This window comes from Lunatibacter salilacus (assembly GCF_009797935.1).
GTDB lineage: Bacteria > Bacteroidota > Bacteroidia > Cytophagales > Cyclobacteriaceae > Lunatibacter > Lunatibacter salilacus.
Genome location: NZ_VOLC01000014.1, coordinates 74,615 through 100,222, shown reverse-complemented (window position 1 = coordinate 100,222; position 25,608 = coordinate 74,615). Strand labels below are relative to the sequence as shown.

At 40.9% G+C, this 25,608-nt stretch carries 26 protein-coding genes; 8 read left to right on the top strand and 18 right to left on the bottom strand.

Translation table 11 applies throughout. The features are described from left to right. The first annotated feature begins 2 nt into the window (after positions 1 to 2). The 5 genes from FQ608_RS18305 to FQ608_RS18285 all read left to right on the top strand — a co-directional run bounded on the left by FQ608_RS18305 (position 3) and on the right by FQ608_RS18285 (position 5,742). Positions 3 to 1,121, top strand: a complete 1,119-nt coding sequence (locus FQ608_RS18305; RefSeq protein ID WP_158859936.1) for a TlpA disulfide reductase family protein — start codon at positions 3 to 5, stop codon at positions 1,119 to 1,121. Between the two features lie 271 nt (positions 1,122 to 1,392). Beyond that, positions 1,393 to 1,863 (top strand): nucleoid-structuring protein H-NS, encoded by a 471-nt coding sequence (locus FQ608_RS18300; RefSeq protein ID WP_158859935.1) that lies wholly within the window; start codon positions 1,393 to 1,395, stop codon positions 1,861 to 1,863. A 30-nt stretch (positions 1,864 to 1,893) separates the two neighbouring features. Next, positions 1,894 to 2,469 (top strand): hypothetical protein, encoded by a 576-nt coding sequence (locus FQ608_RS18295; protein WP_158859934.1) that lies wholly within the window; start codon positions 1,894 to 1,896, stop codon positions 2,467 to 2,469. Continuing rightward, the gene (locus FQ608_RS18290) at positions 2,466 to 3,305 is read left to right on the top strand and encodes a hypothetical protein (RefSeq protein ID WP_158859933.1); all 840 of its coding nucleotides are present in this window, start codon (positions 2,466 to 2,468) and stop codon (positions 3,303 to 3,305) included. The genes FQ608_RS18295 and FQ608_RS18290 overlap by 4 nt, the downstream gene beginning before the upstream one ends. Then, entirely contained in the window at positions 3,292 to 5,742 is a 2,451-nt protein-coding gene (locus FQ608_RS18285; RefSeq protein ID WP_158859932.1) for a leucine-rich repeat domain-containing protein, read from the top strand. Before FQ608_RS18290 ends, FQ608_RS18285 begins: the two co-directional genes overlap by 14 nt. Positions 5,743 to 5,836: 94 nt before the next feature. On the opposite strand, the gene FQ608_RS18280 is transcribed toward FQ608_RS18285, so the two are convergent. The 6 genes from FQ608_RS18280 to FQ608_RS18255 form a co-directional block, all read right to left on the bottom strand. After that, positions 5,837 to 6,325, bottom strand: a complete 489-nt coding sequence (locus tag FQ608_RS18280) for a Dps family protein (RefSeq protein WP_158859931.1) — start codon at positions 6,323 to 6,325, stop codon at positions 5,837 to 5,839. A 136-nt stretch (positions 6,326 to 6,461) separates the two neighbouring features. After that, positions 6,462 to 7,484, bottom strand: coding sequence for a hypothetical protein (locus FQ608_RS18275; RefSeq protein ID WP_158859930.1), 1,023 nt, complete (start codon positions 7,482 to 7,484; stop codon positions 6,462 to 6,464). A gap of 10 nt (positions 7,485 to 7,494) precedes the next feature. Then, complete coding sequence (locus tag FQ608_RS18270; protein WP_158859929.1) at positions 7,495 to 7,818, bottom strand: DUF3817 domain-containing protein; 324 nt, start codon at positions 7,816 to 7,818, stop codon at positions 7,495 to 7,497. 2 nt (positions 7,819 to 7,820) lie between these two features. Continuing rightward, positions 7,821 to 8,372: a hypothetical protein gene (locus tag FQ608_RS18265; RefSeq protein ID WP_158859928.1), complete on the bottom strand. Its 552-nt coding sequence runs from the start codon at positions 8,370 to 8,372 to the stop codon at positions 7,821 to 7,823. A gap of 30 nt (positions 8,373 to 8,402) precedes the next feature. Next, a complete protein-coding gene (locus FQ608_RS18260) occupies positions 8,403 to 8,936 on the bottom strand; it encodes an acyl-CoA thioesterase (protein WP_234364268.1) in 534 nt (177 codons plus the stop codon). Between the two features lie 31 nt (positions 8,937 to 8,967). Beyond that, on the bottom strand, positions 8,968 to 9,636 hold the full coding sequence (locus FQ608_RS18255) for a protein-L-isoaspartate(D-aspartate) O-methyltransferase (protein WP_158859927.1): 669 nt from the start codon (positions 9,634 to 9,636) through the stop codon (positions 8,968 to 8,970). Between the two features lie 124 nt (positions 9,637 to 9,760). Between FQ608_RS18255 and FQ608_RS18250 the strand changes: the two genes are divergently transcribed. Then, positions 9,761 to 10,351 carry a riboflavin synthase gene (locus tag FQ608_RS18250; protein WP_158859926.1) on the top strand — a complete coding sequence of 197 codons (591 nt, stop codon included), beginning with the start codon at positions 9,761 to 9,763 and terminating at the stop codon, positions 10,349 to 10,351. Here FQ608_RS18250 and FQ608_RS18245 read toward each other — a convergent pair whose 3' ends face one another. Genes FQ608_RS18245 through tamL form a run of 3 tightly spaced genes read right to left on the bottom strand, consistent with a single transcriptional unit; the run spans position 10,352 to position 14,282 of the window. Beyond that, on the bottom strand, positions 10,352 to 10,939 hold the full coding sequence (locus FQ608_RS18245; protein WP_158859925.1) for a phosphatase PAP2 family protein: 588 nt from the start codon (positions 10,937 to 10,939) through the stop codon (positions 10,352 to 10,354). It abuts the gene before it with no gap. Continuing rightward, positions 10,936 to 11,841, bottom strand: coding sequence for an oxygen-dependent coproporphyrinogen oxidase (gene hemF, locus FQ608_RS18240; protein WP_158859924.1), 906 nt, complete (start codon positions 11,839 to 11,841; stop codon positions 10,936 to 10,938). The genes FQ608_RS18245 and hemF overlap by 4 nt, the downstream gene beginning before the upstream one ends. 26 nt (positions 11,842 to 11,867) lie before the next feature. Then, complete coding sequence (tamL, locus tag FQ608_RS18235; protein ID WP_158859923.1) at positions 11,868 to 14,282, bottom strand: translocation and assembly module lipoprotein TamL; 2,415 nt, start codon at positions 14,280 to 14,282, stop codon at positions 11,868 to 11,870. 17 nt (positions 14,283 to 14,299) lie between these two features. On the opposite strand from tamL, the gene FQ608_RS18230 reads away from it, so the two are divergent. Then, entirely contained in the window at positions 14,300 to 15,049 is a 750-nt protein-coding gene (locus tag FQ608_RS18230) for a TrmH family RNA methyltransferase (RefSeq protein ID WP_158859922.1), read from the top strand. 69 nt (positions 15,050 to 15,118) lie between these two features. Here the strand turns inward: FQ608_RS18230 and FQ608_RS18225 are convergent, their stop codons facing one another. The 9 genes from FQ608_RS18225 to FQ608_RS18185 form a co-directional block, all read right to left on the bottom strand. Then, on the bottom strand, positions 15,119 to 15,919 hold the full coding sequence (locus FQ608_RS18225; RefSeq protein ID WP_158859921.1) for a queuosine precursor transporter: 801 nt from the start codon (positions 15,917 to 15,919) through the stop codon (positions 15,119 to 15,121). Next, positions 15,919 to 16,836 carry a ribonuclease Z gene (locus FQ608_RS18220; protein WP_158859920.1) on the bottom strand — a complete coding sequence of 306 codons (918 nt, stop codon included), beginning with the start codon at positions 16,834 to 16,836 and terminating at the stop codon, positions 15,919 to 15,921. The genes FQ608_RS18225 and FQ608_RS18220 overlap by 1 nt, the downstream gene beginning before the upstream one ends. Position 16,837: 1 nt before the next feature. Beyond that, the gene (locus FQ608_RS18215; protein ID WP_158859919.1) at positions 16,838 to 17,218 is read right to left on the bottom strand and encodes an STAS domain-containing protein; all 381 of its coding nucleotides are present in this window, start codon (positions 17,216 to 17,218) and stop codon (positions 16,838 to 16,840) included. A gap of 47 nt (positions 17,219 to 17,265) precedes the next feature. After that, positions 17,266 to 18,201, bottom strand: coding sequence for a phosphoribosylaminoimidazolesuccinocarboxamide synthase (locus FQ608_RS18210; RefSeq protein ID WP_158859918.1), 936 nt, complete (start codon positions 18,199 to 18,201; stop codon positions 17,266 to 17,268). 42 nt (positions 18,202 to 18,243) lie between these two features. Further along, the gene (locus tag FQ608_RS18205; protein WP_158859917.1) at positions 18,244 to 19,395 is read right to left on the bottom strand and encodes a toxin-antitoxin system YwqK family antitoxin; all 1,152 of its coding nucleotides are present in this window, start codon (positions 19,393 to 19,395) and stop codon (positions 18,244 to 18,246) included. A 75-nt stretch (positions 19,396 to 19,470) separates the two neighbouring features. After that, the gene (locus tag FQ608_RS18200) at positions 19,471 to 20,652 is read right to left on the bottom strand and encodes an acetyl-CoA C-acyltransferase (RefSeq protein ID WP_158859916.1); all 1,182 of its coding nucleotides are present in this window, start codon (positions 20,650 to 20,652) and stop codon (positions 19,471 to 19,473) included. 42 nt (positions 20,653 to 20,694) lie between these two features. Beyond that, a complete protein-coding gene (locus FQ608_RS18195; protein WP_234364267.1) occupies positions 20,695 to 21,306 on the bottom strand; it encodes a hypothetical protein in 612 nt (203 codons plus the stop codon). Next, the gene (locus FQ608_RS18190; protein WP_158859914.1) at positions 21,296 to 21,961 is read right to left on the bottom strand and encodes a tetratricopeptide repeat protein; all 666 of its coding nucleotides are present in this window, start codon (positions 21,959 to 21,961) and stop codon (positions 21,296 to 21,298) included. The genes FQ608_RS18195 and FQ608_RS18190 overlap by 11 nt, the downstream gene beginning before the upstream one ends. Positions 21,962 to 21,986: 25 nt before the next feature. Continuing rightward, the gene (locus FQ608_RS18185; protein ID WP_158859913.1) at positions 21,987 to 22,952 is read right to left on the bottom strand and encodes a vWA domain-containing protein; all 966 of its coding nucleotides are present in this window, start codon (positions 22,950 to 22,952) and stop codon (positions 21,987 to 21,989) included. A 244-nt stretch (positions 22,953 to 23,196) separates the two neighbouring features. Between FQ608_RS18185 and FQ608_RS18180 the strand changes: the two genes are divergently transcribed. After that, on the top strand, positions 23,197 to 25,608 hold the full coding sequence (locus tag FQ608_RS18180) for a TonB-dependent receptor (RefSeq protein WP_158859912.1): 2,412 nt from the start codon (positions 23,197 to 23,199) through the stop codon (positions 25,606 to 25,608).

Below are 25,608 nucleotides of genomic sequence, written 5' to 3'. Positions count from 1 at the left end.
CCATGTTGCAATTAAAAGGAATCCTATCTCTCTTACTTATTTCAACATTAATAACCCTATTAAGTTGTAGTCCCAAAGAAAGAGAATTTACTGGCAAGGTCAATCTCGCAGGCAAATTGACAAATTACCCAGATGGGCATGTAATTTTATCGGCGTATAACAATGAAGGCACAACCACGCTAGACACTATTCAGCTTAAAAACAACGGTAAGTTTGAGTATGAACTGGTGCTGGACGGACCTAATTTCTATGAACTGAATTTGTTCGACACAAAAGTTATTCGGTTGGCACTATTTCGTGAAGATGCCTACATAGAGCATGATTTCGAATCGGAAACTACAGTCATTGAAGGTTCGATAGATTCTCAACTGCTTCAAAAGATCGATGATATCACGCTGGTTTACCAGGAAGAGATTAATACCTTGAATGACGAATATTATGAGGTAATGGCAGACAGGGATCAGGTTGCAATCCGGGCCATTCAGGATAAAGCGATGCAATTGGAAGCCAACCACTCTACACGCGTCAAGGAGACCATTGGCGAAATGGAAGGCAGCTTTGCTGCATTGGCCGGATTGGGAATGCTAAATCCAAGAAACGATTTCCATTTTTTAGACAGTGTTGTTCAAGTGCTATACGAAAGGTATCCCGACATGAAAATGATAAGTTCTTGGAAACAGGAACTTGACGAGTTGAGGGCACTTTCTATAGGGCAACCTGCTCCGGAAATTTCTCTTCCCAATCCAAATGGTCAGACAGTGAATCTATCAGACTTTCGTGGAAAATATGTCCTTGTTGATTTTTGGGCTGGATGGTGCAAGCCATGCCGCGATGAAAACCCCAACGTGGTACGCCTTTACGAAAAATATAAAGATAAGGGATTTGAGGTATTTGGAGTTTCTTTAGACCGAACCCGGGAGATGTGGTTAAAGGCAATAGAGGAAGATAAACTGGAGTGGACGCAAGTGTCTGATTTGAAATATTTCAATTCGGAAGCCGCCTCCATTTACCAAATAAATGCTATTCCTGCAACCTATATGATAGGTCCGGATGGAAATATATTGGCCAAGGATCTTCGGGGGATTTCATTGGAAAATAAGTTAGCTGAATTGTTCGATTAAAACATTATTTTACCATTTGAAAAATCTTTTAAAAAAATACAAAGAATAGCATATCTTCGCACCATGGTAAGAAATGTTTATATCATTAAATAAAGTAAATATAATTATCGGAAAATTTATCAATAAGCAAAATTTAAAAAAGCAATCAACCGTTTAAACAATCAATTTCAATCCTCTTCGGCAAATAATTAATTCCACCCTAGGTTTAACCTTAAAGAACACATATCTTTTGCCGAAAAAAATCAATTCACACATTATTTCTTAATCAAACATGAAAAAAAGAAGTTTTAATTTCCCAATGAATCGGTTATTAACCGTTATGCTAATTGGTCTATTAGCGTTTGGAGCCTGTAAAAGTAAAAAGAAGGTGGTAGAAGCTGCCCCTGCTCCTGTACCTGTAGAAGAACCTGCTCCAGCACCGAAACCAGCAACTCCCCAACCAAGTGCGGAGGAAGTTGCTGTAGGTAAATTGGAGGGTTATTTTAATTCCATTGCAACTGCTTCGAATTTACAAGGAGCCAATAATACTATCAGGGAAGCTTTAGGTATGTTCTCCAACCAGAATACACCGGTATTAATCGTCATTCATGAGGAATCCGGAATTAAGGATTACGATGAACCTACCACCATCGATAAGTACCTCAATTACCTGAAGGATACAAAAAAGAATCTGAATTTCATCAGTGATATCAGAATGGATGGAAGCGGTAAAGTGACAGAATTAGAATTACGCAGAAGATAATTTTAAAAAAACATTAAGATATTGAAAATCATGAAAAAATATATTCTATCCCTTTTGATTTTATTTTCAGCTACTTCTATGGTAGCCTTGGCTCAGGACAATATAAGTCCGGCAAGAAAGCAGGCAATTGATTCCTTGGCCTTGGAAAAAGTTAAGGATTTAAGCAAGTACATAAGCATCATCGGAAGTAAGGAAACACAATTTTCTGAAGCAACACGAGTTATGGATAGAGCTGAGGAGCTATTCGCTCCAGATGCAGAAATGGGCGTGTCATCCATCAACAATTCTGAAATCGCCTATTATAAAATAAGAAGGTATTTTGAGCGTCTAATGGCTTTGAATTACGACCGGGTAAACATCAGCTGGTATGATATCCACTATATAAGCGATCTTGAAAGACAGCCTGATGGCAGGTATGTAGGCGTTATCACGGTTTACCAGAGATTCGAAGGAACCTCACAAGAAGCAGGATTGAACTACAGAGACACCACCAAGAAAGATATCACAATTTACGTAGAGAAAAAACAAACTCAAATTGCCGGTAGGACGATCGAATTCTGGGACGTTATGCTAGGTGATGTCAGAGTGACTGAAACATCCGCATGAGAATAAAAATCATTATCATTTTATTATTTATTACATCCATTCATAGTGTGTCGGGGCAGGTTTTATCCAGCTCCGGCAGACTCATGGATGACGGAAGATTTGCAGCATCAACCAAGCAAGTCAATCAATTTTTCAGAAGATTTAATGCAGAGGAAAGCAAGGAGGGAGATGTCAGATATTATTCTGACAATGAAAATTATCGAAATAGGGAGCTGCGAAAATCATTTATCAATATCCTTTTTGATAACGAAACCTCTGATATTCCCGTAGAACTTAAAAGAGAGTTTCTAAATACAGTAATTTCCGAAAGTTATCCCCAGTTCCTCAACTTTCATGGCGGGGAATGGTTTGCTGAAGCTAACACCGTATTCTCGTATGGAGGTAAATCGCAGGAAGTAACTTTATTTTTGAAACTTCAACCAGAGGGCCTAGGGTATGAATGGGTAATCGAAAATGTTAATTTTGAACCATTTCGAATTGCTTTCGACAAGCCTGAAGGCGATCAAAAGAAGTTTCTTCATCCCTTGAGTCATGAGTTGGGTTTCATGAATTTACGGAAGGCTATTCAGGATGATCCTAAACCAGAATCTTATACCCCAAAGGATTTTGATCCGGACTATCTGACACTTTTCATTTTCGAAATTAAGAAAGGGAATTTGAAATTTGAAACAGTGAAAGAAGTAAAGTATCATTTCTTTCAAATCGACAAATGGTACTTCGAATTGTCACAATTTAACAGACCAGGCTTCAATACAGGTTGGCTGATTTCCAATTTGGTTAAACTTGGAGACGGAGATCGAGACGTCATTATGAATTTTATATATGGTCGTAAGTAGAATACTAGGTTTATTATCGCTGTTTTCCCTGATGATTTTTACTCAAGGAATGGGACAGGATATCGGTGAGTATAACAAACAAGAGATAAAGGACCTCACTCAGCAAGTGGAGGACCAAATTAGATTTTTGGAATATTTCCTGAACACAGTTGGAAGTCAGGAGACATCCGCAAGAGACAAGGACGTTATTATTAGAGAAAGTTACAAGAAGATATTCAGGGATAACCTGGTGCAGGTTGAGGATGATCTTTTACTGGATAGAAAAGTAATTACTAATAAGAACATAACAGCTTATCTAAAAGACGTGGAATTTTTCTTCAAGGACGCTAAATTCCAGTTTAAAGTCAAGGAAATCAAACCAAAGCTGACAGAGAATAAAGATTTGTATTTTGAAATTTCTCTGGATAGGACACTTACCGCTGTAGGAATAAATGGCGAAGCCATAAGCAATACCAAGCAGCGTTTTATTGAGGTAAATCTGGATAGGAATTCTAAAGAACTCAAAATTGCCAGCATGTATACCACCAAGCTGAGCAGAGATGAGGAGTTATTGGAATGGTGGGCATCACTTTCATACGAATGGTCGAATATATTTAGGGAATTATATGAAATAGAGGATGACAGTGTCACTGTAGATGATTTGTATCGTATCAGTAGTATGGATACGTTAGACCTGTCCGGGAACCAACTAATAATTGATCTCAATCCGATCCAAGCACTAACGGACCTGAAATATGTGGATATCAGCAATACCAACATCGAGGAATTGAATCCAATCAGTAATGTGACTTTCCTGAGTTACTTGGATATTTCAAATACACCCACAAAAGACGTTCAGTTTATTAAGTATTCAGAAAGGCTTGTTCACCTTAATCTCTCCAATACTGGGGTACATGATATAGATGACCTCCTTAATCTCAAAAATCTCAAACACCTACAGCTTGCCAAGACTCCTCTTAGAGGTTTTGGTGTTTTAAATAGTTTCAAGGAACTAGAAACGTTGGATCTGGAAGAAAGTGGATTTAATAATATCGAAAATATTCGTGAACTCACTAATCTCAAACTTTTAAACCTAAAAAGTAATTTTCTGATAAATTTCGGATTTTTATCTGAGTTGGTAGGTCTTGAGGAGATTAACCTGGAAGGGACCAATATATTGGATTTAGCCCCCCTTGCTGAACTCAAAAAATTGTGGCGCATAAACATAAACAGCACCGAAGTAAGTCAGCTTACACCCTTGAATGGATCTTCTAATCTGCGTAGAATATATGCAGACAGAACCAGTATTACCGAGGAGATGGCGGATAGTTTTTCCAGGACTAACCGAAGAATTTTGCTTATCCATAATGTGGAAAATCTGCAGACTTGGTGGGAAACCCTCCCGGAAGGTTGGAATGCTGTGCTATCCGAAATTTATCCCAAGGTAGACTTCAAGAAACCATCCGTAGAGGAGCTTTCAGAATTAGTAGGAATAGATTCCCTAAATCTTTCTGGAAGTGAAGTGATTACACTGAGACCTGCTCTTAAGTTCAAAAAGGCCATATATCTCGCCATAGAAAACACCGCAGTTCAGGATTTATCTCCATTGGCTGAAATGAAAACGTTGTTGACCATAAAAGCTAGTAATACGCAAGTAAGTAATCTTGAAGCGCTAGCAGATTTAACAGGACTGGAATATTTATATTTAAATAGCTCTAAAATAAGCTCAATCGATCCCATTAAATCTCTAGTAAAGTTAAAGCACCTGGATGTCGATGAAACAGATGTTGCTGCTTGGGACATTATGGAGTTGACAAGAATACTGCCCCAAACTACAGTCATTTTCCGAACTCAAGAGCTTGACTCTTGGTGGAATGGTCTGGATGATGTTTGGCAAGGTTTGCTACATTCTCAATTTGAATTGTCCGAAGAACCTTCCACAGACGAACTTCATAGGATGACCTCGGATAAAAAAGTTACCGTGGAAAATGTTAACATCCTAAACCTAGAGCCGCTGTTGATTTTTTTTAACATTCAGCAGTTGTTGGTAGATAATGTACCCTTACAGGATATTTCGGCTATTTCCAGAATGGAAAGCCTAAGTCTACTAAAATTATCCCAAGCGCCGATACGAGATCTTACGCCTTTGTCCAATCTTACTTACCTTGAATCTTTGGACCTTTCCAATACTGGTGTGGAAGAGCTTCGGCCTTTGGCTGAATTGAATAGACTTAAAACTCTAAATTTATCGGGTACTAACGTGGTTCGGTTAAGAGGTTTGGAAACCTTGTTTGATTTGAGGGAACTGGATATTGCCAGTACCAATGTCAGAAATATAAAACAAATCATGCATTTGGTAAATTTGGAAAAGTTAATTTGTTTCAATACCAGAATAGGTAAGAGATCCATTGATAATTTTAAGAAGGCAAATCCATCCTGCGATGTTAGATATTATTGATAGGTGGCCTCCGGGTCTTTCCATATCCTGTTAGAAATAATAAAGTCCTTCAATGTGAGAATTGAAGGACTTTATTTATGAAAGGTTTTAGGAATTATTTCAAAAATGAGGTTAACATCCAATGATGTAACTCAAGGTTTTTTATAAAGGAAATCAACATATCTTCAGTCGCCTGATCTCCCAATCCAGCTACCTTCTCCGCACATTCGTTCATGTTGTCCACCAAGATCTGAAAATCCTTCAGAATTTCTTCTACCATTTCTCTTGATTTGAGATCAGTGCTTACTTCCTTGATGCTTGAATGCTCCAAGTAATCTTTCATCAAACTTAAAGGTTTCATACCGAAAACCCGGATTCTCTCCGCAATCAAATCAATGTTGCCAAAAGCCTCCGTGTAAAGCTCTTCAAACTTGTTGTGAAGTTCAAAGAAGTCTCCACCTGTTACATTCCAATGAAAATTTCTTAATTTTTGGTAATGAACATGGTAATTTGCCAAAAGTTGATTAAGTGAGGAAACAATTTTCTCTGACTCGTCTTTATTGTATCCCAATTTTTTATATACTCTTTTTTCAGAAACGCTCATATTATAAGGATATAGGTTAAAATTATAAATAAAATAATTGTTCTTAAACTATCATTACAACCAAAATTTCATCAGATTGGTTTCTATAATGTAGCGTAATTACGTTCGATAAAATCGCAGAAATGATGCCAAATTCTTACTTATGCAAAACTAAATATAGGCTTAGCCGGAGTATCTGACCCATATTTTTGCAGCGATAAAATTCGCTGGATTTGTAGTGTTTGGCCAAGTCGTTTTTCAGGGATTCTATGTTTTCAGGTGTGGAGATGGTGTCAGATTCCATACTGACTAAAATATCCTCAATTTCCTTGGGCGAGGATTTGAGTCTTGTGGCTATAAGTGCTCTTTCCTCCCGCTGATACTGAGCCATGGATTCCGGTGTGATGTGTCTAATACCCAACTGGATTAGTACATTATTTTGCTTGAAATATTGGGGAAGATAAATCGACTTCTTTCCTTCATAGGATTGCTGATCAAAGTCTATTGCCCTGATCCGATAGTGTGTTTCCTCAAAATCAGGAGTAACATCTATCACGAAATTCGAAGAATGCATATCTCCCAATAAGCGGACAAAACAGCGTTCATTGAACTTCACAAATTCTTTTGATAGGCGAATAGGGTTTAGTAAGCCGTCATGAATGTGTTGTTTCATAAATTGCTCAGCGGGAATTCCTGCAATATGTTCCTCAATAAGGGAATCTTTATATACTAGGTAGCTTATTCTATTGGGTGACAATAAGTGCTCGAGTTCCAGTCCGTATACCCGGGACGCATCGGCATTTTTGATATAGAAATAATCAAAATTATCATTAATTCGATTTACAATTCTTACGCGAAACGGCTGGGTATTTCCATAAATACACAGGTCAATTCGGTCGACATACAAATGTTGCATGACCGACATATCGCCGTCAGCTTTTAGCAAGGCGTAGATTTTTTTTACCTTCTGGTGGATATCGTTGCGGTCTGACTCATCATAAAAAACCGTTTCCCAGAGCGTATCATTACCTTTGGAGTCATATAGTGCAATAGAACCGCTATATCGCAGGAGGTCCTTATAGTGGATAGGGATATCTACCTCCCGCCCATATTTTATCAGGTAGTTCCTTAGATTTGAACTAATCGGATATACGATTTTCTTTTTGCTAATGACAGCCATATTAGGTTCATTATCCTACTTCCTGTATCAATTTCATTTCTTTTTTTAGCTTTCTGTCAAAAAGGAACGGTCCAAATGGTAATATTGCTGCTCCCAAGGCAAATACAGCCTTCACAAAAGGCCACCGCAGTTTTCTTGATGTAGGGAAGAGGATAAAAATATAGGCAATAAATAATGCCCCATGAATCCACCCTACATAGGTAACCATGACAGGCAGCTCAAAAATCCACTTTAAGGGCATGGCTATAAACACCAATACTAGCATGGAAATGCCCTCTGTAATACTTACGATTCGGAATCGATTGAGGATTTGTAATTTTTCTTCTTTGGTCATGGTTAGGATTTTATATCAAATAGGAGCTGTAAGGCGGTCCATAATCTTTTTTTAAGGGACCTATTCGCTTCGATTTCTATCAAGTCATCAGAAAACAGACAAGTATAATCATCTTGGATGATGACATAATCTTCCTTTTTCTTTTTCATGATTGAATGGTTCAATTTTCCAAAGATAAGGATGTTCTGCGGGTTTAATTGGATTATACTGTCCGGATGTCCATTTAAAAGATCCGTTTCCGAGACTAAAGCGATATCTTTTAAGGAATGGTTGACAGCCTTTAGTATATTCATTAAAAATGTCTGAGATGCTTCGGATAGTTCGCCACCCTGATAGAGAATTAACAGGCCTTTCTGAAAGCTTCCTTCGTAGGATGCTATCTCCAATTCCTGAATTTCACTCTCTTCTCTGTCATGATCGGCAGGATCCTCTCCTGCTGCCAAGCTTTGGGAGATAGCTTTATCCGCGACATCGGTAGGTGCCTGCTTAGAAACTTCTTCCGGAATAAGGACGATGGGTTCGGTAAGGAACAAACTGATTTCTTGTAGGTTCATTTCGTCTGAAATAGAGGTGAGTTTTATCTGTTATTTTTTTGGTGATGGTTCCAGACTAAAAAGAGATTTAAGTTCCGTAGCTTCATCGGGCTTCATACGACTGGCAAGAACTAGGCGAAGTTGACGTCTGCGAAGTGCTCCTTCAAACAACTCCAGTTCTTCCGGAGAATCGGCGGAAAGTGCCGGGACTGGGACCGGCTTTCCCGCCTTGTCAACCGCTACAAATGTGAAAAATGCCCTATGGGTGAGGAGCCGTTTGCCGGCAGGAATATCCTCCGCATAGACTTCAATGAAAACTTCCATAGACGTGTTAAACGCCCGTGTAACCTGAGCATTTAACGTGACGACATTTCCCAAAGGTATTGGATTTTTGAAGGAAATGTTATCCACCGATGCAGTTACTACGATGCTATTGGAATGCCGCTGTGCGGAGATAGCGGCTACGACATCCATCCAATGCATGAGTTTCCCCCCCATCAAGTTGTGTAGCGTGTTGGTATCGTTAGGGAGGACCATCTCAGTCATCGTTGCCCTGGATTGGTGTACGTATTTTTTGACTTCCATTGAATTGAATTTTTTTAATGGTCTATACGTCTTAAAGGTCTGCCTTGTTCCATCCTTCCTCACCCAGTAAGGGTACAAATGAAAAGTTATCAAAAGATTCCTGTAGGATGTTTTTCGGAGATTTTTTCGTGAGGCGCATCATTTTCTGGGTTGTTCGATCTCCAACAGGAATGACTAATTTCCCGTTTACGGCCAGTTGGTGTAGCAGGGCTTTTGGTACGACAGGTGCTCCGGCGGTTACGATGATTTTGTCAAATGGGGCTTTATCCGGAAGTCCAAGACTCCCGTCTCCACAATAATGTTTAATTCGTATTCCGAGTTTGGACAAGAACTTTTTGGTTGTTTCGTAAAGTTTCTGGTTGTATTCTATGCTGTGTACCTGCGCACCCATCAAATACAAAATGCCGGCCTGATAGCCAGACCCTGTCCCAATCTCTAATACTTTTTCGCCGGGAGATATATCTAACAGTGAGGTCTGAAAGGCCACCGTATATGGTTGGGAGATGGTTTGACCTTCTCCGATGGGGAAAGCCTTATCTTCATAGGCATGACTAGCCAAGGCACTGTCGAAAAAAAAATGCCTCGGTAAGGTATTCATTGCGTCCAGCACAGCTGGATCCGTAATACCTTTTCTTTTGAGTAAGTCTATCAGTGACTTTCGTTGTCCTTTATGGATATAGGAGTCTTCCAGTTTCAACATCAATCTTTAAAATATACCAGCTTGAATCTACTTTTTCACTAAGTTAGGGCTAATTTTGGGCTAAATACCAATTAAATCAACAATATTAGCCAGTCTTGAGTTGCTAGTAGATACCAAGAAAATTATGTTTACAGGAATCATTGAATCACTGGGAATTATCAAATCCATTCAGCCCGAAGGAACTAACATCCATTTTGATATTAGTTCGCCCCTATCACACGAGCTCCGGATAGACCAGTCTGTTAGTCATAACGGAGTTTGTTTGACTGTTGTGGAAGCGTCATCCGATCAGTACAGAGTAACGGCCATAGAAGAGACACTTCAAAAAACCAGCCTTAAAGACTGGAAGATCGGAGATAAAGTGAACTTAGAACGATGCATGCCCGCCAATGGAAGATTTGATGGACATATCGTGCAGGGGCATGTGGACCAAACAGGGGAATTAGTTCAAATAGAAGAGAAGGATGGAAGTTGGCTTTTAGATTTTACGTATGACGACCGACTTGGAAATGTGACTGTTGAGAAAGGCTCCATCACAGTAAACGGCACCAGCCTTACCTGTTTTAACTCCAGAAAAGGTGGCTTTACTGTTGCTATTATCCCCTATACCTACACGCATACCGTATTTCACCAATTGAAAGTAGGTGATATAGTCAACTTGGAATTTGACATAGTGGGCAAATACATCCAACGGATGATTAAAGGATATGCATAGTTAAAGGGAGGCGTTTGTGGTTTTCTTTTTTTCAACCACCATTCTGAGCCATTCGACCAAGGAGAAAGTGATCAGTCCCGAGGCAATTCCAACCAATGCGCCAACTAGGATATCCGAGGGGTAGTGAACCCCCAGGTAAATCCGGGTGTATGAAATCAATCCTGCCCATAGGAATAGCCATCCCATTGCCTGGATTTTCCCCCTAAAAATCAAAAACATGTAAGTAGCCACCGAAAAGGTGGTGGATGCGTGTGAGGAAGCAAATCCAAATTTACCCCCACATCCGGCATAGGTATTAATCATTCCTTCCCATCGGGGGTCATGGCAGGGTCGAAGTCTTTCAAAAAAGGGTTTCATAAAGCCGGAAGTGAACTTGTCGGCCAGCAAGATGAGAAGTACGATAAATCCGACATACCAAAAACCCGTCATGCCATAGGATTTAAAAATCAAATAAATCAAAAAGGCATATAGGGGAATCCAAATATAGGTGCCCGTCAGCGTTTTCATCACCGGATCCAACCAGTCCAGACGTTGGGCATTTAAAAAATGAAACAAAGCTTCATCCCACTGTTTTATTTCTGTCATCATGCTTCAAAGGTTAACCAGTTCAGGTCTTTTTTTAAATGATTCTGGGTAAAGGCTTCTTTGGATTTTTCCGCAGGCACATGGTTGTATTCCCATTGGGCTTGTGGAGGCATACTCATCAAAATACTTTCAGTGCGGCCATTGGTGTCAAGACCGAATTTGGTGCCTGCATCCCATACTAGATTGAATTCTACATACCTGCCCCTCCGGATTGCCTGCCAGACTTTCTCTTGCGTACCGTAAGGTAGGGCAGCATTTTTGTTCATCAAATAGGTGTATATCTTTGGAAATAGATACCCTACTTCTTTTACAAATTCAAATAATTTATCGAAAGGCATGTCGCTGTCGGCTTTCAATCGGTCAAAGAAGATACCTCCAATCCCCCTAGTTTCCTGCCTATGTCGAATAAAGAAATAATCATCAGCCCACTGCTTAAATTTGGTATAGTAGGAGGGGTGGAACCGGTCACAAAGATCTTTTAAAGCTTGATGAAAATATTTAGCGTCTTGGGGATCGATATAATGGGGGGTCAAATCTATACCGCCTCCAAACCAATACTCTCCGTTGCTCATCTCGAAGTATCGAATGTTCATATGGATAATCGGCATCATGGGGCTGTCTGGATGGATAACAATCGATACTCCGGTAGCAAAGAAATCTGCTTTATCCAGTTGGAGTTTTTGAAGGATTTTGTCCGGAGTAGGGCCATGAACGGCCGAAAATGCCACCCCTCCCTTTGCGATAATATTGCCGTCCATAAGGATATTGGTCATTCCACCGCCACCTTCTTCCCGCTTCCAACTATCTTTTACAAATTTCCCCTTACCGTCTGCCTGCTCCAATGCGTCACAAATATGCCTTTGAATAGCCTGAAAATCTTCCGCAATTTTATCTTTACCTATCATAATTACTTTCGAATGTCCCTATAGAATTAAAAGGGGTATCCTATACCTATATTAAATACCTGTTGTCCCTTCTCACCTAGGGGTCTATTGAGGGTCAAATTATCTAGGATAAACCGTTCCCCTTCAGGCCGTGCAGGATCGTATGCTTTGATTCCCATGTCGAGTCTCAATACCAAAAACTCAAAGTCCATCCGTAATCCCAGCCCTGTACCGACTGCAATTTCCTTGTAAAACCGATCTACTCTAAACTCCGTTCCGGCACGGCTTGGATCCACCTCAAAATTCCACGTATTTCCGGCATCAACAAATATTGCCCCATCGAAATACCCAAAGAGCTTTCTTCTGTATTCAAACATTGCCTCAAGGAGGATCTCACCAGGCTGTTCAAAACGATAGTCAAACGTCTGATCTTCTCTTAAATCGGGAGTAAATGAGCCCGGTCCTAGCCGCCGGGGTTGCCAAGCACGGATACTGGTACTACCGCCTGCAAAGAAATATTTTTCATAAGGGAGTACACCTCCACTGATACCATAAGGTTTTGCCAGACCAATATTAATGCGGTAGGCAAAAGTACTTTGGTTATTTATTGGTAAATACCGTCGAAAATCAGATTGAAACTTAAGAAATTGAAAATATTTTAAACTTCGATCTTCTGTAAAGGAAGGATTGAGAAAATTGAGCGTCGTACCGCCACTTTCTACAAAAATCCGCCAAAGTGAAGCCTGATTTTTCTGATACAGACCGTATTGGTTGAAGTTAATGATGACCTGACCCGAAACGCTGCTCACAAAGGATGGTAAAAATGAATTAATCAAATTGTTTCCCTGATTTTGTAGGTCTTCAAGTCTAGCTTGAAATAACGTATCCAATGATGATCGTATTAAGTTGGCATCCAAAAGGCTAAATGAAAATTGTTGCCTCATATTTCTGGTTGCCCAGTTATATGCTAAAATGGTATTCAAGGCATCTCTTACATATTCCGGACGATTGACATAACTATACCCCAACAGCGTTCTTGTCCTTGGATTGTATCTACCGAACTTTTCCAGCGTGCCAAAATTGAAGGGGATTAAAAACTGGGGGAAAATAACTGAACCAGATGCGCTTAACTCCCTACTTCGGTATACCCCGCCTTCTGCTGTAGCAGCTGCTACTCCTTCTAGGCCAGCCCGAAAGTTGAACTCGAAAATCTCCAATCCGCGAAATAAGTTTCTGTTTCTCAGGGAGTGACTGAAGAAAGGTCCCGGAAGCTGTTCGGTCACACTAGCCCCTAACTGGTTGGTGATTTGAAATTTTTGATTGGGACGGGTAAATATTCTGGTAGTCAGTGCTGTCCCGAGGGTATCAAAAGAGATATTAACTATTCTGAAAATATCCAAATTGGCCAGCTGCCGCTGGGTTTCAATAACATCATTACGATTATAGAGGTCGTCTTTATACAAAAAAATCCTGGAATTGATTATTCTTTCAGCATATCTGTCACGATACATTTGATATTGAATACCCTTGAATTCCCTACTTATATTTTCATCTTGGATCGCATCTGTGGGACTTGAGATGGTGACTAAAATGGAATCAATGGTATAAATGGGATGGAAGGTGCCTTTTGCGGGAAGGCGGATGGACTGCTCCAATGTGACGGTTTTCGCAATCGAATCCTTGTAGACGTTGAATTCTACATAGGATTTTGAAAAGGTATAATAACCGTTGTCTTTAAGGATATCTTCGACCCGTTGTCTTTCCCTAGAAAGATCGTTTTGCGCATAGCGGTTTCCTTTTGTGATCAAGGACCTTTGATTTTTGGATGACAATAACTCAGAGATGGCACTGTCCGCCGTTTGGATATAAATACTGTCTATCAAATAGGGGCTATTCTCTTCAATGGTATAAGTAATCCTTGCCTTTTTCCTCTTTTTTTGAACGGATGCCTCTGTAGTGGCATCGAAAAAACCATTGTTTTTCAAGTAGAATTCAATTTGACGGACAGATTCGCTGGTTTTAATACTGTCATATATCATGCGTGGATTTCCTGTACGCATAAACCAGTTTCCATAGGTGATTTTTTTATCCAAGGTGGCCAGATTTGATACGACCTTATTATACCGACGGGCTAATTTTCGGTTAGGGCTCTGTTCAATGCTCGACTGCAATTCCTTTCTCTCTTGATCCCATTCTTCTTTTTTGGCAGTTAGTTTTTCTTTATCATAGGTAAGCTCGCCAAATTGATAAAGAAATACGCCAGGTGAAAAATTAAAAATAGGGATGCGGGTATTTGGTTTTTGTTGGATGAGGTTTTTAACGGCATCTGAATCACTGGTTTTTAAGCCGTCCACTTCCACATCATAGACGATGTATTGGTCATCGGGAAGGTTTCGGGTAAGTGAGCATCCCGATATTAAAAGGATAGAAAGTATAAAATTTATATATTTGAATTTATTCACTTCAACATTTCCGGCTAATGCTAAGCAAAAATACGCTTAAGTTTATAAAATCCTTGCACCAAAAAAAATTCCGTAAGCAGGAGCAGTCTTTTTTTGTAGAAGGATCTAAAAATGTAACGGAATTACTTCAATCAGATTTTGAAATAACCCATTTACTTTTTACGCCTAAATTTGGCGCTGCCCATATGGATTTGATTATGAAGTACTCAGGTGATCTGATAGAGGTAAGTGAGCAAGTCCTGGAAAGCCTGGGCGCATTCAAATCTAATTCAAGCGCTCTGGCTGTGGCCAAGGTAAAGCAGGAAATCCCTTTTTCGGTTCTACCAGGCGAATTAATTCTAGCATTGGATGATGTCCGGGACCCGGGAAATTTGGGAACTATAATTCGAATAGCAGACTGGTACGGAATATCAAAAATGGTTCTATCTCCACAGACTGCGGACGTATACAATCCCAAAGTATTACAGGCAAGCATGGGTTCATTTACCAGGGTCCATTTTTTCTACCAAGAGCTTTCAGACTTCCTGGCCAACTCACCCAATATACCAGTATATGGGGCATTTTTGGACGGTGAAAACATTCATCATGCCCAGCTCACTTCCGATGGCATTATTGTCATGGGAAATGAATCGCAGGGAATTTCCGCAGAGGTGTCAAAGCATATAGGACACAAGATAACCATTCCTGCTTTCGGGAAAGCGGAATCGCTGAATGTTGCTGTTGCCACTGCCATTATTTGTGACAATTTCAGGAGAACCCAGCCTTGATTTTGTCGCGTATACATATCCGAAGGAATGTTTTTAGAAACAATATTTGATTTAAGAGCTAACCCGCTATTATAAAAAAGAAGTGTCCTTAGCTGCCTCTTTGGTAAGCTGAAGGGTAAGTTCTTCACCCAAATATCGGTTTATCAATCCGTGCCCGACGTAAAGCAGGGGTGTCAAAAGGATTGCGACTGAGAATTTATAGATATAATTGACGATGCCTACCGAAATTATCTGCTCTATGGACCAGTTTCCGAATATATAAAAGGCGATGCCTAATACTACGAATGAATCTACAAATTGGGAAACAAGCGTTGATCCGGTAGCCCGTAGCCAAATCATTTTGGCTCCTGTAATTTTTCGCAGCTTTTGGAACACATAGACATCTAATAGTTGTCCGATCAAAAAGGCCACCAAAGAGCCTATAATAATTCCCAAGCCTTGTCGAAATATGGTATTAAATGCGAAATCTATATTAAATGGGTTTCCATCATTATCTGAAGAATTCACCTGCAACCAAAATTCGGCAGGTGGCAGTTTCGTAACCAGAAGGATGACAATAAACACATACCCAATAAACCCGGCAGTAATAAAACTTATTTTTCTTACCCCTTTTTTGCCATAGTATTCATTGATGATATCTGTAGTGATGAATACAACAGGCCAAATTACAGCTCCAGCGGTAAGGTTAAAATCCAACACATAATCGCCGAAAAATACCCAGTTGACAGGAGAAACTCCAACTGTCAATTCACCTGAAAAAATTTTCACACCGATGATTTCGGCTAGAATAGCATTTGTAAGAAAAATTCCCGATAAAATAATAAAAAGATTAGTCTTCTTTGATTGGTAAACTTTTGCGGCTGTGTCCATTATTGAATGGTATAGGTTTCTCCTTCCTCACTTAATTTAGTGTTTTCGAATACATCCCTAGCCTCCAACAGTAAGGGTTGCAGATCAATGTATCGGCCAGAATAGTGGCCGAGAAGTAATTCCTTTATCCCAGCCTCGCGGGCGATACTGCCTGCTTGCCGTGCCGTACTGTGCATGGTCGAAATTGCCCGATGTGCTTCCGTTTCCATGAAGGTGGCTTCATGGTACAGTAAGTCTGCTCCGGAAATATAGGGGATTAGGTCCAAATCAAAAATAGTGTCCGAGCAGAATGCATACTTTCTCGGAGCAATGGGTGAATGACAAAACTCCTCTTGGGAATAACGTACATTTCCAGAGTCATCGTAAACGTCTTTTCCTTGCAGGAGTTGGTGTATGGAAGTAATATTCAGCTTTGCCTCCACAATTTTTTCTTTGATCAGTTTTCGAGTACGCATCTTTTCTTCAAATGAAAAACCCGTACAAGCTATCCGATGTTTAAGAGGAAAGCTAAAGATCCGTACATTTTCCAGTTCCAGCAGTAAATTTTTCCCATCCTGTGAGGTTTCTTTGAAATAGAGGGGGAATTTTAAAAAAGTATGGGAGCACTTTAATTGAATTGTTATAATTTCATCAAGACCCTTTGGACCATAAATGTGCAATGGACGGGATCGGTTGTTGAGGTGAAAAGTGGAAATAAGCCCCATTAATCCAAGATAATGGTCTCCGTGTAAATGTGAGATAAAGATGTGGTCTATTCTCGAAGACTTCACTTTATACCTTCTAAGCTGGTGCTGGGTTCCTTCTCCACAATCAACCAAAAAAGAAATCCTCCCAAAAGCGACGTATTGGGAGGTTTGATTTCTTCCGTGGGCTGGGATTGCGGAATTAACGCCTAAAATAGTAATTTGAAAATCCAATTTACTCCAAGTCTTCTTCCTCTTCCCCGTTATCGATTTCGTGGATAAAAATAGCCTCAGCTGCTTCTTCCAGACCATCAACAATCTTCAACACTTTATCCAGCATGGAGATTTTTATCAATTTCATGACATGTTCCTGCAAAGAGGAGATCACGAAGATTCCGCCTTCCTCCCCAAACTTACGATTTCCAACCAAAAGGGCACTTAACCCGCTGGAATCGGAGTATTTTACCTGGCTCATATCCAAAATGAGATTTGTATACCCTTCCGCATGCACAGTCAACAGTTCGGACTTGAGCTGCGGGGAAATTCCCGTATCCAATTTTTCCTCCAGTAAAGTGAAGATTACGTACTGTTCTTTTTTATCTACTGTATATTTCATATCTACTTAATAATTTAATTAACGAGCGCCTACAAATGTACGAAAATTTACATACTGCCTTCAATGGATTTTTTAATCCTTTCCTCCATCGACTGCGTGGACTGCCTCTCAAAGGATTTTCCGGTAATCTGTTCGTACAGTTCGATGTATCTCTCCGAAATCCCGGCAATAATTTCCGCCGACATTTCTGGAATTTGTTGGCCTTCCTTTCCCTGAAAGCCATTTTCAATTAGCCATTGCCTGACAAATTCCTTGGAAAGCTGTTTTTGAGATTCATTGTTCCGCTGTCGGTCTTCATACCCTTTTGCATAAAAATATCGGGAAGAGTCGGGGGTGTGAATTTCATCAATAAGCAATATCTTCCCACCATAGGTGCCGAATTCATATTTGGTGTCGACTAGTATAAGTCCTTTTTGACGAGCCATCTCGGTTCCAGCCTGGAATAATGCCCGGGTATATTTTTCAAGCTGCTCGTATTCATTTTCCCCGACGATTCCTTGGGCTAAGATTTCTTCTCTGGAAATATCCTCATCGTGTCCCTCATCCGCTTTGGTGGTAGGTGTGATGATAGGCTCGGGTAATCTGTCGTTTTCTTTTAATCCCTCAGGGAGTGTAACGCCACAAAGGATTCTTTTCCCCTCTCGATAGGTTCTCCAGGCATGCCCTGCCAGATATCCCCGGATGACCATTTCGACTTTGAAAGGTTCACATTTCCATCCTATAGTGACATTGGGATCGGGAGAATCGATGACCCAGTTGGGGACAACTTCTTTGGTGGCATTCAAAAAATGAAATGCAATTTGATTTAAAACTTGTCCTTTGTAGGGGATAGGGTGTGGTAGAACGACATCGAATGCGGAAATCCTATCCGTAGCTACTACGGCCAGTTTTTTGTCAAAAATATAAACATCCCTTACCTTGCCTTTGTAAAAACCTATCTGATCCGGAAATTGAAAATTTGTTTCGGGTAGTCCTGAATTCATAGCTATCATATTGAAAGGTGCAAAAGTAAACACAATGAAAGTTTATTCCGTCTTAGGTTCAGTTTTATTATGGATTTTTTCCCGCATTATCCTTCCACGTAGATAGGTTCTCTCCGTGTGGATTTCTCCTAACTCGGAATAGCCGATATAGGTGCCGTCAAGTTCGCCATACTTATAAGGAATTTTCTCCTTCAACTTACCGGAAGAATAGTACGTTTTTATTTCCCCGTGAAGCAGACCTCCCTGATAGGAAGATTGTTGGAGTAGGTTTCCCGCATCATCAAAAATCTCTGAAAAGCTCGATTGTCCTTTGTTATTGTAAACAATCCTCCTTTTCAATTTTCCGTTTTCATGATACGTCTTGGTATCTCCAATAGGCTTCCCATTTTTGAAGAGAGACTCTTCTTCCATGCTACCATCTTCCCAATAGGTGGTGAATTTTCCGTCAGGAGACCCTTTTTTATATTGTCCCTTTTTCTCCACACTTCCATCTTCAAAATAGGTAATGGAAGGACCATGTTTTACGCCACGGGAATATGACATCTGGGATAAAACTTCACCGCTAGGGTAATAGGAGAACTCAAAACCCTCCAAAACTCCTTTAGCATAGGTGGATTTTTGAATCAAATTCCCGTCAGAATCATATCTTAAGCGTTCACCACTATATGCGCCGTTTTCATAGGTAGCGGTTTCTGCCAAAATTCCAGAAGGGAAAAAGTCTTTAAATGTGCCGTGGGGGACGTTGTTCTCAAAATGCGTTATATTTCGTACTACCCCATCAGAATAGTATGCGGTTACCTCACCCCTTAGCTGATCGTTTTTATAGGTGGCCCTTTGAGCTAACTCACCGGAAAGGTGCCATGAAAAAGCTTCTCCCTCCCTTTGGTTATTTTGGTAATTGAGAAGTCGCAATGTATCTTTTGTGCCGGGGTTGTAGTGCACAAATTTACCTTCCTTCTTGCCATTTACCAGATTACCCAATTGGATCAATTCTCCGTACTCATCAAAAAACTCATAGATGCCGTGAGGCACGCCATTTTCAACGAAGTAAGCCTCCTTAACCTTTAGTTCCTCTTCATCATAATACGTATATGCCCGCTCTTGGCCAAGAAGAGGGAAGAGTAGTCCCATAAATAAAAAGAGAAAGGACAGAAACCAACGGTTGCAGCAACTAATTGTAGTTAGAAAACTCATGAATGAAATCTAGTTATGCAAATCATCCCTCATTTACGATAATATGGAGGATAAAGTTATTATGTGGGAAAGGTTTCAAGACAGCCGCTCAATGACGAGGGCAGACGCTCCGCCTCCCCCGTTGCAGATTCCCGCAACTCCAATGGTGCCGTTTTTTGCCTGAAGAACCGAGTACAGAGTTCCAGTAATTCGAGCGCCGGAGCAGCCTAGGGGATGCCCTAAAGCTACAGCTCCTCCAAAGACATTCAATCGCTCCATATCCAGTCCCAGTAGGCGTTGGTTAGCAATAGCGACTGCGGCAAAGGCTTCGTTGATTTCATAAAAGTCTACAGATTCCGGCCCTACGCCTGCCAGAGCAAGAGCCTTGGGTATGGCCAATGCTGGTGCTGTGGTAAACCACATGGGATCTTGTGCAGCATCAGCAAACCCCAAGATTTGGGCGATAGGGGTGATGCCCATGGATTTGGCTTTGGATTTACTCATAAGCACCAAGGCGGCCGCTCCGTCATTCATCGTCGAGGCATTGGCGGCGGTCACGGTACCTTCCTTTGCAAATACAGGTTTAAGCCGACCCATTTTATCGAAATCTACATTGGTATATTCTTCATCTTCTGAAACGGTGGTTATATCCCCTTTTCTTCCAATTATTTCTACAGGTATCACTTCATGTTCAAAAAACCCCGATTCCCAAGCATTTGCCGCTCGTTTGTAGGAATTCACCGCGTAGGCGTCTTGTTCTTCTCGGCTGATCTTCATGGATTTGGCGGTATTATCCGCACAGTTCCCCATAGGGAAATGATTGTAGACCTCCGTCAGGCCATCGTAAGCCAGCCCATCCACTAGGGTCGCATTGCCAAACTTGTATCCAAATCTGGCTTTGGGTACATAGAAAGGGACATTACTCATGCTTTCCATACCACCTGCCACTATGATATCCTGCTGTCCGGTCATAATGGCCTGTGCTGCCAACATGATGGCCTTCATTCCGGAAGCACATACTTTATTTATTGTCGTACATGGTACTTCGTATCCCAATCCTGCACCAATTGCCGCTTGTCTCGCTGGAGCTTGTCCCAAATTTGCCGACAACACGTTCCCCATGTATACCTCTTGAATTTGATTTGGGGAAAGGTTGGATTTGTCAATAGCAGCACTGATCGCCTTGGCTCCTAATTCGGTAGCTGACAGGGAAGATAGCTTACCACCAAAACTTCCAAGAGGGGTTCGGGCAATCGATACAATGCAAACGTCGTTCATGTCTGATTAGGTTGGGATTAAAACCATTTCAACAAAAATTTATTACCAATCAGGTAGTCCTCTTTGGGGCCGTTGAGTGGCTTTTTTCCGGTTTTGTTGGATATATTGCAGTTCGTTGCTATTCATAGCATCGAGGATTTGAGCTGCCTGTTCCGGGGTAAGATTCATTTCTTGCAAACGCTGCTTGAGTTCTTCCATGGATTGCTCCCGTTCACTCAAGTCACTTTCCTGACTGCTAGGTTCTTCAGTTGGTTCCTCCTGTTGGGACTTTTCACCCCGCTGCTCATCCGTTGCTTCGGATTCATCGGCTCCATCTTCGTCTGTCTGCTCTTCCCCTTCACCGCTTTCCTGTTCTTCACTCTGCTGATCTTGGTTTTCCTGTTGCTCGGATTCGTCCTGATTTTGTTGTTGTTCCTGATCTTTCTTCTGTTGGTCCTCCTGATCTTTTTGCAATTTTTCCAACAATGAGTTTAGTTTGGGGTCGTTCGGGTATTTCTGCAACCCCTCGGCCAGGATTTGACCCGTTCCCGGTAAATCCTCATTTACATACTGTCGGGCCGCCCTGTTAAAATATTCACCCTCCGATTGAGCCAACGAAATACTCGCCAATAACAAAGTCAATGGCAACGCACACGCAAGGAGTTTATTTATCATTGATTTCTTTAACATCACTTAAATATTGAATAAAATTCTGGTAGTATGCTACCGTTTCATCGATTTCCAACGCCCGCTGCATGGTTTCCAGGGCCTCATCAAATCTGTATTGGTCAACAAACTCATCGGCTTTGGCTTTCATCCTTTTGGCGTAATTGGAGGGTTCTATCTTGTCTTGATCCTCTTGGTCCTTTTCTTCCTTATCCTTTTCTTCCTCATTTTCTTCCAGCCATCTGCTTAGCAGTTCGTAATTGTAACGTGCCATTTCATTATCGGGATTTTGAATAAGTGCGGACTTAAAGTAGGCCAATGCATCCTTATGGTTGTTCTCCCTTCCCTCCAAAACGCCTACCTGATTGGCGGAAAATGAAGCTAGTGTCTTATTTTCTGAACGGATAACCTCCTCGTAAGTTTTCTTCGCCTCTTCCTCCTGTCCGTTATTTTGGTAGCTCAACGCCAGATTGAATTTAACTTCGGGAGTTCGTAGCTCGTGGTCAGCTATGAGACCGAGATGCTGCCTTACCGATTGCTCAAAATCCGTAGCTATATACGCCTGTTCCGCCTCATAAATGGCACTATTTTTCGCCCCAATTTTTTTCCAAGAAGTCGGGATTAGAAGGAATACAACCACTAACGTTCTAGCAAACAACATCATAACGGAGAAACTTTTGAATAGTTAATCAAATGGATAAGGTTTTTAAGGGTAACATTACATCGATCATTGCTAAGAGCAATGCGGCAGAAAGGAAGAAAAAATATTTGTTGGCCGAAGCTTCAACCATCCGACTGGCCATGACCGTTCCTTCCATACGGTCAATAGCATTGATCAATTGAGGGATTTCCTGATTGACATCACTAAGTTCGAAATAGGCACCATCAGTATTATTGGATATTGTTTTTAGGTTAGTGTCATCAAGTCGAGTGATGGCTGGCCTGTTGGTCTGTGGATCCATTACGACACTGTTACCTCTTGGTATGCTGGTACCGTCTTCCGAACCCACTCCCAAGCTAAATACCCGAATTCCCTGTTCTGAGAGTTTTTCTAAAATAGGAGGAAGATTGTCGCCAAAATCCTCCCCGTCGCTGATAAGTATGATTGCTTTTGAGGTTTCCTCTTGGTCATTTTCATTTTGAAATTTCTGATAGGCCATATTAAGAGGAGAAGCAATGTCTGTTCCGAAGTTTGGGACCAGGCCGGTATTTAGTCCATCCAAGTGCAGTTGAATGACGTTCTGGTCAAAGGTAAGCGGACATTGAATGAATGCTTCTGAGGAGAAAATAATTATCCCAACACGGTCAGAACTGAAGTTTTTGACCAAGTTTTTCATTTCAAACTTTACCCGTTGAAGACGGCTGGGATTGATGTCCTGCGCATTCATGGATTGTGAAAGATCAATAGCGATAAAGATGTCCTTGCCCTCCTGCTTGATCTCTTTCATTGAACTGCCAATTGACGGGCCTGTCAGTGCTATTAAAAACAGGACAAAATAGGCCGTTCTCAACAGGCATTTCCATATAAGCCTTCTTTTTTTTACCTGAAGCTTTTTATTGATCCTCCAAAACCGGATCAAATATAGCGCATACAGTAGGGTAAATAAAATTACCAAGGTGATTATCAAACTATTATTAGGATATGCCCAAATCATGACTTGAAATTAGTGAATTAAAAGCAAAACGAAATATATCCCGGTTAATTATTATTAAAACGGTTTGAGTTGCGGGTCTACGGGAAATAGTGAAAAACCTAAGCAATTAAAACCTACTTTTACTGAACTAGATTCAACGAAAATTCGTATCAGTAAAAAGTTAATTCCTTATTTTTAGGGAAGAAAAACCCAAATAGCTGAAATTCAAAAGAGAAATTCTTCTCGAAAAAGAATGTTACACGGAATGAATAAGCAATTGTATAAAGCTATTTTCAGTTTTTTTTATTTGATAGGTCTTAGTATCTTCTTTCAAAATTCCTCTTTCAGCCAGTCATTGCCGGATCGAATTTCCGGCAGTGTTAAGGATATGACGACCGGGGAGGTCTTGCCCGGAGCGAATGTCTATTGGTCTAATGCGCTAGATAAAGGAGTGACTACCGATACTGACGGGATATTCTCCATACGCCCTATAGATCTCCCGGCAGAATTGACGATATCTTATATAGGATATACCTCTACCTTGCGAGTTATCACTGAGAAGGAATTGGGTAAAGACATTAAGTTTTTTTTAAATCCGGAAGCGCAATCGCTAGAGGAGTTCGTTGTCAATGAAGCTAGGGAAAACAGCAATGTGATGAGTTTGGACATTGGAAAAACTAATTTGCCTGTAGAGGTGCTCAAAAACATTCCAGCCTTATTCGGAGAGGTAGACCTTTTAAGGGGCATTCAGCTACTACCCGGTGTAACCACAGCTGGTGAAGGCACCACTGGATTATTTGTACGTGGTGGATCTGCTGACCAGAATTTGATTCAAATAGACGGGGCACCTATATTCAATCCCTCCCACTTTTTTGGGTTTTTCTCCGTGTTCAATCCGGATGCGCTCAGTAATGTGGAGTTGTATAAGGGGCATATCCCTGCCCGATATGGAGGGAGACTCTCCTCCCTTATTGATATCTCATTAAAAGAGGGTAATACCAAACGTATCCATGGGGAGGGTGGAATCGGCAGTATAAGTTCCCGGCTAACGGTAGACGGTCCCCTGCTTTCAGACCAATCTTCTTTTATTGTTTCTGGCAGAAGGACTTACGCCGACATTTTCCTGGCGTTATCTCCTGATGAAAATATCCGTAATAACCAGCTTTATTTTTATGATTTAAGTGGTAAACTGATGTTTCGTATAAAAGATCGGGATAAAATTACCATCTCCTCTTATTACGGTTCGGATTACCTAGGGACCAGTGGACAGTTTGGCTTAGGGTGGAACAACTGGATATCTTCCCTTAACTGGACGAGATCAATTCGAGACGATCTTTTTTTGGATGTAAAAGGTTATCACAGTTACTACAAATACCTCATAGCATTTACAGACGAAAGTATTGGGTTTGAATGGAGCAACAATTTTTCAGAATCAGGTATTCGGGGCGAAATCAATTGGGTACCGAGCGAGAATTTAAGTCTATACGCAGGAGCCCACAGTCAGTTATATCATTTTGCACCGATCAATTTAAATCTGGCACCGGAGAGTAATTTGGAATCTATAAATACAAATCCCAAGATTGGTTTTTTGAACAACCTCTTTATCGATGGGAATTATGACGTCAGCCCCGTTTTTTCAGTAGAAGGTGGTCTGAGATGGAACCACTATCAGCAAATCGGGGAGGGAGTAAATTACCTGTATGAAAATAATGATCCCGCCAATGGGGCAGTGGCCGATACGGTTAGGTTTGGCTTTGGAGAGAACATGAAAACTTACCTGGGGCTTGAACCCAGACTGGCGGCTAGGTATCTTCTAAGTGAAAGTCTATCCCTAAAAGGAGCCTACAACAGAAACTTTCAGTACATTCAGATCGCTACAAATAATTCGGCAGGTTTACCAATAGACCGCTGGATGCCCGCGGGGAGATATGTGAGTCCAATACGGAGCGATCAGGTATCCTTAGGGATTTTTAAAAACCTGTCAGATAATCAGTTTGAGCTCTCCATGGAAGGATATTACAAAGATTTTGACCGGATTATTGACCTAAAGCAGGGAGCTGAAATTTTGTTTACCGACAATCTTGAAACCGAGATTCTATCTGGAGTGGGCTGGGCATATGGAGCAGAGTTCATGCTCAGAAAGAACATTGGAAAAACAACAGGCTGGTTGAGTTATACCTGGTCGAGGGTATTCCGACAGATAGATGGGATTAATGAGGACCAACCTTTTAATCCAAGATTTGATCGTCCCCATGATGTTAGTTTGGTGTTAAATCACAAGTTCAATAAGCGGTTGGAATTTTCCGGAACCTTCGTTTATACCAGTGGAGTAGCGGTGACTTTTCCAGTAGGCTCCTATGAAGTGGATAACCAGCGTGTTCCCCTATACGGGCCTCGTAGAAATGAAGACAGGTTTCCAGCCTACCACCGCATGGACCTTTCAGTCAATTTGAAAAACCGGGACAGAGGAAGATGGTGGAAAGGTAGTTGGAACTTCAGTGTGTATAATGTTTATAACCGAAAAAACCCTTTTTCCTATCAGTTCACCGATATATATAACAACGATTTCAGGGTAGACCCAAGTCCCGAAGATGTAATTACCTCCTCTCGACCGGGAGTCATCATGACTTATTTGTTTGGTATTTTGCCTTCTGTTACCTACAACTTTGAATTTTGA